Genomic DNA, 15,045 nt, shown 5'->3' with positions numbered 1-15,045 from the left:
CGGGAACCACCATGTATCAGGCTATCGTCTTCCTTCCGCTGCTTGGCTTCCTGATTGTCGGCTTGTTCGGCAATTCGCTCGGCGCCAAGGCTTCCGAATACATCACCTCCGGCTTCCTTGTGATCGCGGCGGTGCTGTCGTGGATCGCCTTCTTCACCGTCGGTTTCGGCCATGGCGAGGTGTTCACCGTGCCGGTGCTGCGCTGGATCCAGTCGGGCGGCATCGACGCCTCCTGGGCGCTGAGGATCGACACGCTGACGGTGGTGATGCTGGTCGTCGTCAACACCGTGTCGGCGCTGGTCCACATCTATTCGATCGGCTACATGCACCACGATCCGAACCGGCCGCGCTTCTTCGCCTATCTGTCGCTGTTCACCTTCGCGATGCTGATGCTGGTGACGGCCGACAATCTGATCCAGATGTTCTTCGGCTGGGAAGGCGTCGGTCTTGCCTCCTATCTCTTGATCGGCTTCTGGTACAAGAAGCCGTCGGCCAATGCCGCGGCCATCAAGGCTTTCGTCGTCAACCGCGTCGGCGACTTCGGTTTCGCGCTTGGCATCTTCGGCGTGTTCGTGCTGTTCGGCTCTGTCAGTCTCGGCACTATCTTTGCCAATGCGGCATCGTTCCTGCCGGCCGAAGGCGCGCCGGCGGGTGCTGCCGTGCTCACTTTCCTCGGCCAAGCGCTGGACAAGCAGTCGGCGCTGACCGTGGTCTGCCTGCTGTTGTTCATGGGCGCCATGGGCAAGTCGGCGCAAGTGCCGCTGCACACCTGGCTGCCGGATGCCATGGAAGGCCCGACCCCAGTCTCGGCGCTCATCCACGCGGCGACCATGGTGACCGCCGGCGTGTTCATGCTGGCGAGGCTTTCGCCGCTGTTCGAGTTGTCGCACTCGGCGCTGACCGTCGTCATCTTCGTCGGCGCCTTCACCGCCTTCTTCGCGGCGACTGTCGGCCTGGTCCAGAACGACATCAAGCGCGTCATCGCCTATTCGACCTGCTCGCAGCTCGGCTACATGTTCGTGGCGCTCGGCGTCGGCGCCTACGGCGCGGCGATCTTCCACCTGTTCACTCACGCCTTCTTCAAGGCGCTGCTGTTCCTCGGCTCCGGCTCGGTCATCCATGCCGTGTCCGACGAGCAGGACATGCGCAGGATGGGCGGCCTTCGCAAGCTGATCCCGGCGACCTACTGGATGATGATCGTCGGCACGCTGGCGCTGACCGGTGTCGGCATCCCGGCAACGGTGATCGGCACCGCCGGCTTCTTCTCCAAGGACGCCATCATCGAGACCTCGTTCGCCAGCCACAACGCGGTCGCGGTCTTCGCCTTCGTGCTGCTCGTGATCGCCGCCTGCTTCACCAGCTTCTATTCCTGGCGGCTGATCTTCATGACCTTCCACGGCGAGCCGCGTGCCAGCCACGAGGTCATGCATCATGTCCATGAATCGCCGCCGGTGATGCTGGTGCCGCTTTATGTGCTGGCCGCAGGCGCGCTGTTCGCGGGCATCATCTTCCACGGCGCCTTCATTGGCGAAGGTTATGCCGAATTCTGGAAGGCGTCGCTGTTCACGCTGCCGGACAACCAGATCCTGCACGAGATCCACGAACTGCCGCTCTGGGTGGAACTGGCGCCGTTCGTCGCCATGCTGATCGGCCTGGCGGTCGCCTGGAAGTTCTACATCCGCTCGCCGGAACTGCCGCGAAGCGTCGCCGCCAACCATCGCCTGCTCTACGGCTTCCTGCTCAACAAGTGGTATTTCGACGAGCTCTACGACTTCCTGTTCGTGCAGCCGGCCAAGCGCCTCGGCAGGTTCCTGTGGAAGACGGGTGACGGCACGATCATCGACGGGCTTGGCCCCGACGGCATCTCGGCGCGCGTCGTCGACGTCACCAACCGTGTCGTCAAACTGCAGACCGGTTATCTCTACCACTATGCCTTCGCCATGCTGATCGGCGTGGCCGCTCTCGTCACCTGGATGATGCTCTGATGACCGACTGGCCAATCCTCTCGCTGGTCACCTTCCTGCCGCTGGTTGGTGTTCTGCTCATCCTGTTCATCAACGACGACAGCGAAAACGCGCGCCGCAACATCCGTGCCATCGCCTTCATCACGACGGCGTTTACCTTCGTCATCTCGCTGTTCATCTGGACGGGCTTCGACAATTCGCAGGCCGGCTTCCAGTTCGTCGAGAAGCACGCCTGGCTGGATTCGGGCATTTCCTACCACATGGGCGTCGACGGCATCTCGATGCTGTTCGTCATCCTGACCACCTTCCTGATGCCGTTCTGCATCCTCGCCTCCTGGGAAGCGATCGAGAAGCGGGTCAAGGCCTATATGATCGCCTTTCTGATCCTCGAGACGCTGATGATCGGCGTGTTCTGCGCGCTCGACATCGTGCTGTTCTACGTTTTCTTCGAGGCGGGCCTGATCCCGATGTTCATCATCATCGGCGTGTGGGGCGGCAAGCGGCGCGTCTATGCCTCGTTCAAGTTCTTCCTCTATACGCTCGCCGGCTCGGTGCTGATGCTGCTCGCCATCATGGCGATGTTCTTCCAGTCCGGCACGACCGATATCACCACGCTTCTGACGCATCATTTCCCGGCCAGCATGCAGACCTGGCTGTGGCTCGCCTTCTTCGCGTCGTTCGCAGTGAAGATGCCGATGTGGCCGGTGCACACCTGGCTGCCCGACGCGCATGTCGAGGCGCCGACCGCGGGTTCGGTCATCCTGGCCGCCATCCTCTTGAAGATGGGCGGATACGGCTTCCTGCGCTTCTCGCTGCCGATGTTTCCGGAAGCGTCGGCGATGTTCGCGCCGCTGGTGTTCACGCTCTCCGTCGTCGCCATCATCTACACCTCGCTGGTGGCGCTGATGCAGGAGGACATGAAGAAGCTGATCGCCTATTCGTCGGTCGCGCATATGGGCTTCGTCACCATGGGCATCTTCGCGATGAACCAGGAGGGCGTGCAGGGCGCGATCTTCCAGATGCTCAGCCACGGCCTCGTCTCCGGCGCGCTGTTCCTGTGCGTCGGCGTCATCTACGACCGCATGCATACGCGCGAGATCGACGCCTATGGCGGGCTGGTCAACAACATGCCGAAATACGCGACCGTGTTCATGATCTTCACCATGGCCAATGTCGGCCTGCCGGGCACCAGCGGCTTCGTCGGCGAATTCCTGACCATGCTCGGCGTGTTCAGGGTCAACACCTGGGTGGCGTTCTTCGCCGCGACCGGCGTCATCCTATCGGCGGCTTACGCGCTGTGGCTCTATCGCCGGGTGATCTTCGGCGCGTTGACCAAGGACAGCCTGAAGAACCTGCTCGACCTCTCGACCCGCGAGAAGGCGATCGTCTACCCGCTGGTGGTGCTGGTCATCTTTTTCGGCGTCTACCCGGCGCCGGTGTTCGACGTGACGGCCGCTTCAGTCAAGACGCTCGTCACCAACGTCACCGCATCCATCAATTCCGCGCAGACCGCGGCGGCGAACTGACTGGGGATAAACCATGACGCCGGACCTTCTCTCCAGCCTTTCGCTCTCTACGCCGGAACTGATCCTGGCCATCGGCGCGCTCGCACTGCTGATGGTCGGCGCGTACTCGCGCTCCGACAACACGATGACGGTGACCGGCCTCGCGGTGGCCGTATTGGTGATCGCCGGCCTGTGGCTCGCTTCCTCCGGTGGCGAGGGGGCCGCCTATGGCGGCGCTTATGTCCAGGATTCCTTCAGCCGCTTCATGAAGATGCTGGCGCTGATCGGCTCTGCTGTGACGCTGGTCATGTCGATGCGCTTCGCCAGGCAGGAGCATTTCGACAAGTTCGAATATCCAGTGCTGATCCTGCTCTGCACGCTCGGCATGTTGCTGATGATCTCGGCCAACGGCATGATCGGCCTCTATCTCGGCCTCGAACTGCAGTCGCTGGCGATCTATGTGCTGGCGGCAATCAACCGCGACAATCTGCGCTCCACCGAGGCGGGCCTGAAATATTTCGTCCTCGGTGCGCTGTCGTCCGGCATGCTGCTCTATGGCATCAGCCTCGTCTACGGCTACACCGGCAACACCGGTTTCCAGGAGATTGCGACGGCGCTGGGCAGCGGCGAGCGCCAGCTTGGCCTCGTCTTCGGCCTGGTGTTCGTGCTCGCCGGCCTCGCCTTCAAGATCTCGGCCGTGCCGTTCCACATGTGGACGCCGGACGTCTATGAGGGCGCACCGACACCGATCACCGCCTTCCTCGCGGCTGCCCCGAAGATGGCGGCGATGGCGCTGATCGTGCGCGTCACCATGGGCGCCTTCAAGCCGATCGCCGCCGACTGGCAGCAGATCATCGTCTTCATTTCGATCGCCTCGATGGCGCTCGGCGCTTTCGCGGCCATCGGCCAGACCAACATCAAGCGCCTGATGGCCTATTCCTCGATAGGCCATATGGGCTACGCGCTGGTCGGCCTTGCCGCCAACAGCCAGGCCGGCGTGCGCGGCGTCGCCATCTACATGCTGATCTATCTGGTCATGACGCTGGGCACCTTCGCCTTCATCCTCGCCATGCGGCGTAAGGAAGGCAATGTCGAGCAGATCAGCGATCTGTCGGGTCTCGCGTCGACCAATCCGATCATGGCGACCATCCTCACCATCCTGATGTTCTCGCTGGCCGGCATTCCGCCGCTCGCCGGCTTCTGGGGCAAGTGGTACGTGTTCCTCGCCGCGATCAACGCCAATCTCTACGCGCTGGCGATCATCGGCGTGCTGGCCTCGGTGGTGGGCGCCTACTACTACCTGCGCATCATCAAGATCATGTGGTTCGACGAGCCGGTCGGCGGCTTCGTGCCGATGGCCAGCGAGCTACGCCTCGTGCTTGGCGTCAGCGGCGCCTTCGTGCTGTTCTATGTGCTGATCGGCGGGCCGATCGGCAGCTATGCCGAAGCCGCCGCCAAGACCTTCTTCTGACGGGATGGCGTTTCGACTGGCTCCAACCGCGGCGTCGCAGGGGTTCCGGCTCGAGGCGCATGACAGCGTCGGCTCGACCAACGCGCTGGCGCTGGAGCATGCCCGGGCCGGCGATCCGGGAAAACTCTGGGTCGTGTCGAAGAAGCAGGAGAGCGGCCGCGGACGCCGCGGGCGCGCCTGGGCGACGCCGGAAGGCAATCTGGCGGCGACGCTGCTTCTGCTCCCCGGCGGCGAGCTTCGGCTTGCCGCGACGCTCGGTTTCGTCGCGGGCCTCGCGCTGGCCGACGCGCTCGACGCCGTCGTGCCGAAAGGCCGGATCGCAGTCGCCCTCGACGGCGCGAGCCAGGGCCGCAACCGCTTCGAATTGAAATGGCCGAACGACGTGTTGGCTTCGGGCGCCAAGCTTGCCGGCATCCTGCTCGAATCGGCCATGCTGGAAGGCGGCCGTTTCGCGGTTGCCGTCGGCATCGGCGTCAATGTGGTGGCTTATCCGCAAGATTTGCCCTATCCGGCGACATCGCTGCAGGCGCTGGGTGCCGAGTGCGACGCTGAAATGCTGTTCCTGGCGCTCTCGGATGCCTGGAGCGAAAATGCGCGGATGTGGGACGACGGGCGCGGGCTCTCTGCCATCAGAAAGCGGTGGCTTGCCCGCGCAGCAGGCCTTGGCGGCGAGGTTGCTGTCAGAATTGACGGCAATGTGGTGCGCGGCGTCTTCGAAACCATTGACGAGGACTGCCGTTTCGTGATCCGCGACGATGAGGGATCGGTTCTGACGATCACGGCAGGCGACGTGCATTTCGGCGCTGTGGCTTCCGCGCGCATTTGATTGACTTGGCCGAAGCGGCCTGGAAGGAAAGAATTCATGGCGAACAAGGAAAACGCCGAACTCGTTTTCGCGCCGCTGGGCGGCGTCGGCGAGATCGGCATGAATTTCGCCCTCTACGGCTATGGGCCCGCCGACGCGCGCGAATGGATCATCGTCGATGTCGGCGTCACCTTTCCGGACGCGGCGCATCCCGGCGTCGATCTCATCCTGCCCGACACGCGCTTCATCGAGGAGAACCTCGACGGCCTGCGCGGCATCGTGATCACCCATGCGCATGAGGACCATTACGGCGCGCTGCTCGACATCTGGCCGAAGCTGAAGGCGCCGGTCTGGATGACGCCGTTCACCGCCGGCCTGCTCGAGGCCAAGCGGCAGGGCGAACAGAATGCGCCGAGGATTCCGGCGTCGATCTATCGGGCCGGCGAGAAGTTCAGCATCGGGCCGTTCGAGATCGAGGCGATCCCGGTTGCGCATTCGATCCCCGAGCCGATGTCGCTGGCGATCACCACGCCCGCCGGCACGGTGATCCACACCGGCGACTGGAAGATCGACCCGGCGCCGACGATCGGTCCGATGACCGACGAAGCACGCTTCCGCGCCTATGGCGACAAGGGCGTGCTGGCGCTGATCTGCGATTCCACCAATGCGTTGAGGGAAGGGGAGTCGCCGTCGGAAGTGGCGGTCGGCGAGGGGCTCAAGGGCGTCATCGAAAGCGCCAAAGGCCGCGTCGCGGTCACCACCTTCTCCTCCAATGTCGGGCGTATCGTTTCGATCGCCAGGGCGGCGCGCGATGCCGGCCGGCAATGCCTGGTGCTGGGACGTTCGCTAAGGCGCGTCATCGATGTGGCTGGCGAGCTTGGCTATATGGATGGGTTGCCGGAATTCATCTCGGAAGAGGACTACGGTTTCATTCCGCGCGAGAACCTGGTGATCATCTGCACCGGCAGCCAGGGCGAGCCGCTGGCCGCTCTTGCCAAGCTTTCGCGCGACGAGATGAAGTCTGTGTCGCTGACGGCCGGCGATACTGTGGTGTTTTCCTCGCGCACCATTCCGGGCAACGAGAAGGGCATCCTTGAGATCAAGAACCGGCTGATCGACCTCGGCATGAAGATCATCGAGGACGGCGACGCGCTGGTGCACGTCTCCGGCCATCCGCGCCGCAGCGAATTGCGCAAGATGTATGAATGGGTGCGGCCGCAGATCGGCGTTCCCGTGCATGGCGAGGCGGCGCATCTCGTGGCGCAGGGGTCGTTGATGTCGATGTCGGGCATCGGCCAGGTGGCGCAGGTGCGCGACGGCGACATGCTGAGGCTCTGGCCCGGCCCGGCGACGATCATCGACCAGGTGCCGTTCGGCCGGCTCTACAAGGATGGCTCGCTGATCGGCACCGACCAGGCGATGGGCATACGCGACCGGCGCAAGCTTTCCTTCGCCGGCCATGTCGCGGTCAATGTCGTGCTCGACGACAAATATGAGCTTGCCGGCGATCCCGACCTGGTGGCGATCGGTGTCGCCGAGGCGGATGCCAAGGGCGAGACGCTGGAAGACCTGATGCTCGATGCGGCAATCGGCGCGGTGGACTCCATCCCGCGCCAACGCCGAAAAGACCTCGACCTGGTGCAGGAAGCGGTGCGGCGCGCCGTTCGCGGCGCCGCCAACGAAGCCTGGGGCAAGAAGCCGCTGGTGACTGTGTTCGTCACGCGGTGAGGAATAGGGGAATAAGGGAATAGGGGAGTAGGGGAGTAGGGAAGAACGAGCAGTTGCTTGTTTTCTTGTTTTTCCCCCATTCCCTTACTGCCCTACTCCCTTACTCCCCTTCAGCGGAGCGCTTTATGCTTGGACGCTTGAACCATGTCGCGCTTGCCGTGCCGGATCTGGCAGCGGCAATAGCCGCCTATCGCGATACGCTGGGCGCGCGATTGGGTGAGCCGCAAGCGCTGCCGGAGCACGGCGTGACGGTGGTGTTCGTCGATGTCGGCAACACCAAGATCGAGCTGCTGGAGCCGTTGGGCGATGCCTCGCCGATCGCGGCATTCCTTGAGAAGAACCCTTCGGGCGGCATGCACCATATCTGCTACGAGGTCGACGATATCCTGGCTGCTCGCGATCATTTGAAGGCAAGCGGCGCGCGAGTGCTGGGGGACGGCAACCCGAAGCTAGGCGCGCATGGCAAGCCGGTGCTGTTCCTGCATCCCAAGGATTTCTTCGGCACGCTTGTCGAACTGGAGCAGGCATGAACTGGATTCTGTTCGGTGCCCTGTTCTTCGTCACTTGGTGGCTGGTGCTGTTCGTCGTTCTGCCGTTCAGCTTGCGCACGCAGGACGACGATCAGGATGTCACGCTGGGCACCGTTTCCAGTGCACCGCGTGGGCCGCATATGCTGCGCGCTTTCATCCGCGCGACGATCGTGACGGTGGTCGTGATGGGCATTCTCTATGGCCTGTCGATGGGCCTGGGATTCAGCTTCGACGATATCATGCGGATCATGCCCGACTTCACGCCGGACGCCAGTCACTGACGTTTAATGCATGTCGCCCAGAAGAGTGCAGCGGTTCTGGGACAACGACATGCATAAAAACAAAGACTTAAAGCGTGTCGCCTGAATCCGTTTCAGCGCGACACGCTTTAGGGCGGTTCGCGTTTCACGAAATGGCGGTCCGCGTATCTCTGTTTGACGCAATTCCGGGCGGAAGATTACGGCGAACTTGCCGAACCTAACCGCTTGTCACTTTTCCTGGAATTGCTCTGAGCTACAGTTTCCGCAAGTATTGAGCAGTAAGTGCGCGCGAAGGTTGAAATCGGAAGCCGGCTTCCGATTTCGGCGGCCAATCATGCCTGATGCTGTTTGGCAGATGATCGTGCTAAGCAGATGATTGCACAAAAAAAATGCAAGGCACAAGGCCTTGCAATTTAAACGCGTCCGATCTGTTTCCGGTGTCCGGCGGCAGCGAGTTACCGCGCCTAGATCGCATCCTCCCAAGACTTTGACCGCGTAGGAGAGCAGATTTTTCTCCGCCCTCTCGGTTATCGGCGCACACTAGACCAAGGCAGGTGAAAATGTCACGAAGAATTTTGCCTCGAAACGGGCAATATCGTGCTGCACTGCACAATAGTACGGCAGGGCTTGCTTGTGAATCGATCAAATTGCGATTTGCGGCACTTTGCAGCCAAAATCGCCTTTTTGGTAAGGTGCAGAAGGCCTCGATACTTTGGGGCACTCGGGTTTCCATTCGGCCTTGAAATGGCTATGAAGCCCGGGCAAGCAGCCTCGGTTGCGCCGATTCCCGCGTCGCCATCTTCATTCACGGACCAGTCCATGCGTTTGTCGCGCTATTTCCTGCCCATTCTCAAAGAAAATCCCCGCGAGGCCGAAATCGTCTCGCATCGGCTGATGTTGCGCGCCGGCATGATCCGCCAGCAGGGGCAGGGCAGCTTTTCGTGGCTGCCATTGGGCAAGCGGGTGCTCGATAAGGTCTGCCAGATCATCCGCGAGGAGCAGGACCGCGCCGGGGCGCTGGAAATCCTGATGCCGACCATCCAGTCGGCGGATCTGTGGCGCGAAAGCGGCCGTTACAACGACTACGGCAAGGAGATGCTGCGCATCAAGGACCGTCAGGATCGAGACATGCTCTACGGTCCGACCAACGAAGAAATGGTCACCGAGATTTTTCGCGCCTACGTCAAGTCCTACAAGGATTTGCCGCTCAATCTCTACCACATCCAGTGGAAGTTCCGCGATGAGGTGCGCCCGCGCTTCGGCGTCATGCGTTCGCGCGAATTCCTGATGAAGGACGCCTATTCCTTCGACCTCGATTTCGAGGGCGCCAGGGCCGCCTACAACCGCATGTTCGTCTCCTATCTCAGGACGTTCACGCGCATGGGCCTGCAGGCCATCCCGATGCGCGCCGACACCGGTCCGATCGGTGGCGACCTCAGCCACGAGTTCATCATCCTGGCCGATACCGGCGAGAGCCAGGTGTTCTGCGACCGCGCCTATCTGTCGCTCGACGTGCCGGGCGCCAGCACCAACTTCTCCGACGATGCCGAGATCGGCGACATCGTGAAGACCTGGACGACGCCTTATGCGGCCACCGACGAGATGCACGATGAAGCGGCCTGGGCGAAGGTTCCCGAAGCCGAACGGCTCTCGGCGCGCGGCATCGAGGTCGGCCATATCTTCCATTTCGGCGAGAAGTATTCCAAGCCGATGAACGCCAAGGTGACCGGGCCCGACGGCAAGGATCACTACGCCTCGGGCGGCTCCTACGGCATCGGTCCGTCGCGCCTCGTCGCGGCGATCATCGAGGCGAGCCACGACGAGAACGGCATCGTCTGGCCGGAAGCGGTGGCGCCTTTCGACATCGGCCTGATCAACATGAAGGTTGGCGACGCCGAATGCGACCGCGTCTGCGATGAGCTTTACGCGGCGCTGGGTTCGGCCGGCAAGGATGTGCTCTACGACGACACCGACCAGCGACCGGGCGGCAAGTTCGCCACCGCCGACCTGATCGGCCTGCCGTGGCAGGTGATCGTCGGCCCGCGCGGCGTAGCCGCCGGCGAGGTCGAGATCAAGAACCGCAAGTCGGGCGAGCGCGAGACGCTGCCGATCTCCGAGGCCAAGAAGCGCCTGGGTATCGCCGCATGAGCGAGCCGGCGGCAGCGGCCAGATCAGGGGCGGGCGCCTTTTCTGGCTTCGAGCGGATGGTGGCGTGGCGCTACCTGCGCTCGCGCCGCAAGGAGACGGTGATCTCGGTCATCGCCTCGATCTCGTTCCTCGGCATCATGCTGGGCGTCGCGACGCTGATCGTCGTCATGGCCGTGATGAACGGTTTCCGCGCCGAATTGCTGACCCGCATCCTCGGCGTCAACGGCCATCTCATCGTGCAGCCGCTCGATTCGCCGCTGGAGGATTACGCCCAGGTGGCGAGCCGCATCAACGGCGTCGCGGGCGTCAAATACGCCATCCCGCTGATCGACGGCCAGGTGCTGGCGCAAGGCAATGTCGGCGGCGGCACGGGCGCCCTGGTGCGCGGCATCCGCGGCGAGGACCTCGGCAAGATTTCGATCGTCGCCAGCAACATCAAGCAAGGCACGCTCGACGGTTTCGACACCGGCGACGGCGTGGCGATCGGCAAGCGCATGGCGGAAAGCCTGGGGCTGGTGCTTGGCGACACCATCACCCTGATCTCCCCCGACGGCGACGTGACGCCGCTTGGCACGACGCCGCGCATGAAGGGCTACAAGGTGGCGGCGATCTTCGAGGTCGGCATGTCGGAATATGACAACTCGATCGTCTACATGCCGTTTTCCGAAGCGCAGCTCTATTTCAACATGGACGGGCGCGCGCAAACGATCGAGATTTATGTCGATAACCCAGACAATGTCGACGCGCTGAAGCCGCTGGTCGAGCAGGCCGCGCAGCGGCCGGTCGACCTCGTCGACTGGCGCCAGCGCAACGAGACCTTCTTCTCGGCGCTGCAGGTCGAGCGCAACGTCATGTTCATGATCCTGACGCTGATCGTGCTGGTGGCGGCGCTCAACATCATTTCCGGCCTCATCATGCTGGTGAAGGACAAGGGCCACGACATCGCCATCCTGCGCACGATGGGCGCCTCGCGCGGCGCGATCCTGCGTATCTTCCTGATGACGGGGGCGGCGATCGGCGTCACCGGCACGATCGCCGGCGTGCTGCTCGGCGTCGTCATCTGCCTCAACATCGAATCGATCCGCCAGTTCTTCTCGTGGATGACCGGCAAGATCCTGTTCAACCCGGAGCTCTATTTCCTCAGCCAGTTGCCGGCGAAGATGGATCCGCGCGAGACGACCTATGTCGTCATCATGGCGCTCGGCCTATCGTTCCTGGCAACGGTGTTCCCGGCCTGGCGGGCCGCCCGGCTCGATCCCGTCGAAGCCTTGAGGTACGAATGATGGCCGAGGCCATTATCGAGCTGAAGGGCGTCGAGCGGCACTACGTCCAGGGGCCGCGCAAGCTCACCATCTTGAACGGTGCCGACTTTTCGCTGCGGCGCGGCGAGATGGTGGCATTGGTGGCGCCGTCGGGCACCGGCAAATCCACCCTGCTGCACACGGCGGGGCTGCTGGAGCGGCCCGATGCGGGCGACGTGATCCTCGCCGGCCGTGCCTGTGGCCGGCTGTCGGACGAGGAACGCACCGCGATCCGCCGCAACGATGTCGGCTTCGTCTACCAGTTTCACCACCTGTTGCCGGAGTTCTCGGCGCTCGAGAACATCATGATGCCGCAGCTGATCAAGGGGCTTCCCCCCAAGGACGCCTCGGAACGCGCGGCGCAGCTTCTCGACTACATGCAGATCGGCAAGCGCGCGCAGCACCGGCCGGCCGAGCTTTCCGGCGGCGAGCAGCAGCGCGTGGCGATCGCGCGCGCGGTCGCCAACGCGCCGCTGGTGCTGCTGGCCGACGAGCCGACCGGCAATCTCGACCCGGTCACCGCTTCCTACGTGTTCGATGCGCTGGAGGCACTGGTCCGGCAATCGGGACTGGCGGCGCTGATCGCCACCCACAACCACGAGTTGGCATCGCGCATGGACCGGCGGGTGACGCTGGCCGAGGGCAAGGTCGTGCCGCTGTAGCTTTGCGTGTCCCAACAGTCGTGGGGCGAAGCTCCGCGAAGCGGAGCGTAGATCCTAGGATACTGCCGTTACCTCTATCCGAACGATAGTTTTGCACCGTAGTACCTCCTCAACGTCACGGCATGGATCCTCGGGCCTGCGCGCGTCGCTTCGCTCCTTGCTCCGCCCGTGGATGACGAAGCGATGGGTGTGCTGACCAATGGCATGCGATCTGCCCACGTAACACCATTGTCAACCTTTCCTTAACCTTGCCCCAACAGCCCGCCGGGATTCGTTCTGGCGCTCTCTTGGTGGTCGTTGACATTCGAACAAAATTAGAACAAAATACGAACATACTAACAACGGAGAGAGTTATGTCTGATCTGGTTCAGGATGTCGTCTCGCTGGTTTGCATGAGCACCTTCCTTGTTTCCATGGCGATCTGGATCGGCGCCATGTGATCAGGCGGCTTGGCCGCTGAGCGGGCGGGCAAAGAGCCCGCCCCAGGGACGGGCAAAGGGCCCGCCCGTTGTTTGGGATGGGCAAGAGCTAGCCCGGGACGGGCAAGAGCCCGCCCTCTGTTAAGTCTTTCTTGGCCGCGCCGCCGCTAGGCTGCTCCTTCAAGACAGGGAGCGAAGGCAGTGTCGGTCATCGTCACGGTCACCCTCGTGGCCGGCAATCTCGGACTGATCTTTCTTTTGATGACCGTGCCGCTCGGATTGCGCACGGTGACGTCCAGCCGTGTGATCAAGGCCGACGGCAACCGCCTCTGGCAGGCGCTGTGGCCGTTCGGCAGCGATGCCGGCTGGTCCGGCGAAATTCTTTCCGCCGAGCCTCTGGAGAGTGAAGGCACGGCGCTGATCGAACTGTCCTGGGAAGGGCGGGATGGCCGGCCGATCGAACGCAAGGCGCGATTCGAGGATGTGAGGGAGGGAAGCTACTTCTCGATGACGGTCGTCGAGGACACGGCGCTCGACCCGTCGTTCTGGGCGAACTATCGCGAGACCGCGGAGCTTGCATCCGAGGGCGATGGCACGCGGGTCACCCTGACCCAGACCGACCGCTATCGCGGCGTCGCGTTCCTGCTCTTCCGCTTCTTCGCCATGCGCCGCGAGCTCAGCAAGCTGGACGTATGGGCGGCGACCGGCACGTATCGCAAGGGCGGCTGGTTCGAGCATCCGCTGAGCCAGATCGGCTTTGCCGTGCTTTCGGCCTGCATCCTGTGGCCGTTCTTCGGCCTCAACGTCGGTGGCCTGGCGCTGGCCGCGATCCTGACCTCGGTGGTGGCTTTGCACGAGCTCGGCCACATGGCGGCTTTCCGGCTGACGGGGCACCGCAGCGCGCGGATGATCTTCATTCCGCTGCTGGGCGGCATCGCCATCGGCGGCAGGCCTTATGACAGCCGCTTCGAGGTGGCGTTCGTGGCGTTGATGGGCGCAGGCTTCTCCGCCTTCCTGGTGCCGGTGCTGATCGCAGCCAGCGGCTTGGCCAATGGCGAAGGGCATCGCCTGGCCGCCATGCTTTTGGCCACGCTTGCCGGCTGCGTGTCGCTGTTCAACATCGCCAATCTCGTGCCGGTGTGGAAATTCGACGGCGGCCAGGTGCTGCGCCAGATCTGCCCGGGTCCGACGGCACTCGCGCTTGCCTCCTTCTTGCTGCTGTCGGCGCTGCTCGCGCTCGGCTGGCGGGTCGGTTTCTCGCCGAGCTTCCTGCTGGTCGCGGGCGCGGTGTTCTCGGCCCTCAGCCTGATCACCATGGGAAGCGGCGTGAAGCCGCGCCACGAGCTGAAGCCGATCCAGCCCTTCGACCGGCTGGCCATGGCCGGCGCGCTGCTCGCCGTCTTCGCCATCCATGGCTACGGCATGCTGTGGGCCTCTGCGCAGCTGATGTAGTGCGGCTTAGCCGGCCTTGCGGGCAAGCTCGGCGGCCGGGCTGTTAGCAGGTCCAAAGACATCCTCGAACGCTGCTTTCAGCGCGAGGTCGAGGTCGGCCATGGTGACGGGAAGGCCGAGATCGACAAGGCTGGTCACGCCGTGGTCCGAGACGCCGCAGGGCACGATGCCGCTGAAATGGCCAAGCTCCGGTTCGACATTGATGGCGATGCCGTGAAAGCTCACCCAGCGCCGCAGCCGGATGCCGATTGCCGCGATCTTGTCCTCGGCCGGCATGCCATCCGGTAGCGAGGGGCGGTCCGGCCGCACCACCCAGACGCCGACGCGGTCCTCGCGACGTTCGCCGCGCACATTGAAGGCGGCGAGCGTGCCGATGATCCATCGCTCGAGCGCGGCGACGAAGGCGCGCACATCCTCGCGCCGGCGCTTGAGGTCGAGCATCACATAGGCCACACGCTGCCCCGGGCCGTGATAGGTGTATTCGCCGCCGCGCCCGGCGGCAAAGACCGGAAACCGGTCAGGCTCGATCAGATCCTCGATGCGGGCGCTGGTGCCGGCGGTATAGAGCGGCGGATGCTCGACCAGCCAGACCATCTCGCCTGCCGCACCGCTGCGGATCGCCTCGGCGCGCGCCTCCATGGAGGCCAGCGCGTCCGGATAGGGGGTAAGGCCGGGCTCGATCACCCATTCGACCGGCGCCGAACCGGGAAGAGGCAGGAACGACGTGGCGATCTGGCTGCGTTCTGTCATGGAACTTTCTCGATGTCCCACTCATATGGCGGCAATTGGCCAAAACGTCC

At 63.5% G+C, this 15,045-nt stretch carries 12 protein-coding genes; 11 read left to right on the top strand and 1 reads right to left on the bottom strand.

The window, feature by feature from the left end; all coding sequences use genetic code 11:
- Positions 1-11: 11 nt before the first annotated feature.
- The 11 genes from nuoL to AC0L2L_RS08115 all read left to right on the top strand — a co-directional run bounded on the left by nuoL (position 12) and on the right by AC0L2L_RS08115 (position 14,245).
- Positions 12-1,985: an NADH-quinone oxidoreductase subunit L gene (gene nuoL / locus AC0L2L_RS08165; RefSeq protein ID WP_473577400.1), complete on the top strand. Its 1,974-nt coding sequence runs from the start codon at positions 12-14 to the stop codon at positions 1,983-1,985.
- Entirely contained in the window at positions 1,985-3,490 is a 1,506-nt protein-coding gene (locus AC0L2L_RS08160; protein WP_473577399.1) for an NADH-quinone oxidoreductase subunit M, read from the top strand. The genes nuoL and AC0L2L_RS08160 overlap by 1 nt, the downstream gene beginning before the upstream one ends.
- Before the next feature lie 13 nt (positions 3,491-3,503).
- Entirely contained in the window at positions 3,504-4,940 is a 1,437-nt protein-coding gene (gene nuoN / locus AC0L2L_RS08155; RefSeq protein ID WP_473577397.1) for an NADH-quinone oxidoreductase subunit NuoN, read from the top strand.
- A gap of 4 nt (positions 4,941-4,944) precedes the next feature.
- A complete protein-coding gene (locus AC0L2L_RS08150) occupies positions 4,945-5,766 on the top strand; it encodes a biotin--[acetyl-CoA-carboxylase] ligase (RefSeq protein ID WP_473577395.1) in 822 nt (273 codons plus the stop codon).
- A 36-nt stretch (positions 5,767-5,802) separates the two neighbouring features.
- Positions 5,803-7,473, top strand: coding sequence for a ribonuclease J (locus AC0L2L_RS08145; protein ID WP_473577393.1), 1,671 nt, complete (start codon positions 5,803-5,805; stop codon positions 7,471-7,473).
- A 125-nt stretch (positions 7,474-7,598) separates the two neighbouring features.
- Positions 7,599-8,003: a methylmalonyl-CoA epimerase gene (gene mce / locus AC0L2L_RS08140; protein ID WP_473577391.1), complete on the top strand. Its 405-nt coding sequence runs from the start codon at positions 7,599-7,601 to the stop codon at positions 8,001-8,003.
- Positions 8,000-8,284 (top strand): DUF1467 family protein, encoded by a 285-nt coding sequence (locus AC0L2L_RS08135; protein WP_473577389.1) that lies wholly within the window; start codon positions 8,000-8,002, stop codon positions 8,282-8,284. The genes mce and AC0L2L_RS08135 overlap by 4 nt, the downstream gene beginning before the upstream one ends.
- A 798-nt stretch (positions 8,285-9,082) precedes the next feature.
- Complete coding sequence (proS, locus tag AC0L2L_RS08130; protein WP_473577388.1) at positions 9,083-10,411, top strand: proline--tRNA ligase; 1,329 nt, start codon at positions 9,083-9,085, stop codon at positions 10,409-10,411.
- Complete coding sequence (locus tag AC0L2L_RS08125) at positions 10,408-11,694, top strand: lipoprotein-releasing ABC transporter permease subunit (protein WP_473577386.1); 1,287 nt, start codon at positions 10,408-10,410, stop codon at positions 11,692-11,694. Before proS ends, AC0L2L_RS08125 begins: the two co-directional genes overlap by 4 nt.
- Positions 11,694-12,374 (top strand): ABC transporter ATP-binding protein, encoded by a 681-nt coding sequence (locus tag AC0L2L_RS08120; RefSeq protein ID WP_036259641.1) that lies wholly within the window; start codon positions 11,694-11,696, stop codon positions 12,372-12,374. The genes AC0L2L_RS08125 and AC0L2L_RS08120 overlap by 1 nt, the downstream gene beginning before the upstream one ends.
- Before the next feature lie 620 nt (positions 12,375-12,994).
- Positions 12,995-14,245, top strand: a complete 1,251-nt coding sequence (locus AC0L2L_RS08115; RefSeq protein WP_473577384.1) for a site-2 protease family protein — start codon at positions 12,995-12,997, stop codon at positions 14,243-14,245.
- 6 nt (positions 14,246-14,251) lie between these two features.
- Here AC0L2L_RS08115 and lipB read toward each other — a convergent pair whose 3' ends face one another.
- On the bottom strand, positions 14,252-14,995 hold the full coding sequence (lipB, locus tag AC0L2L_RS08110) for a lipoyl(octanoyl) transferase LipB (protein ID WP_473577382.1): 744 nt from the start codon (positions 14,993-14,995) through the stop codon (positions 14,252-14,254).
- Positions 14,996-15,045: the final 50 nt, after the last annotated feature.

It is taken from the genome of Mesorhizobium sp. WSM4832, assembly GCF_055811115.1.
The sequence above is the reverse complement of the archived record's forward strand: the minus strand, read 5'-3'. Positions and strand labels throughout refer to the sequence as shown.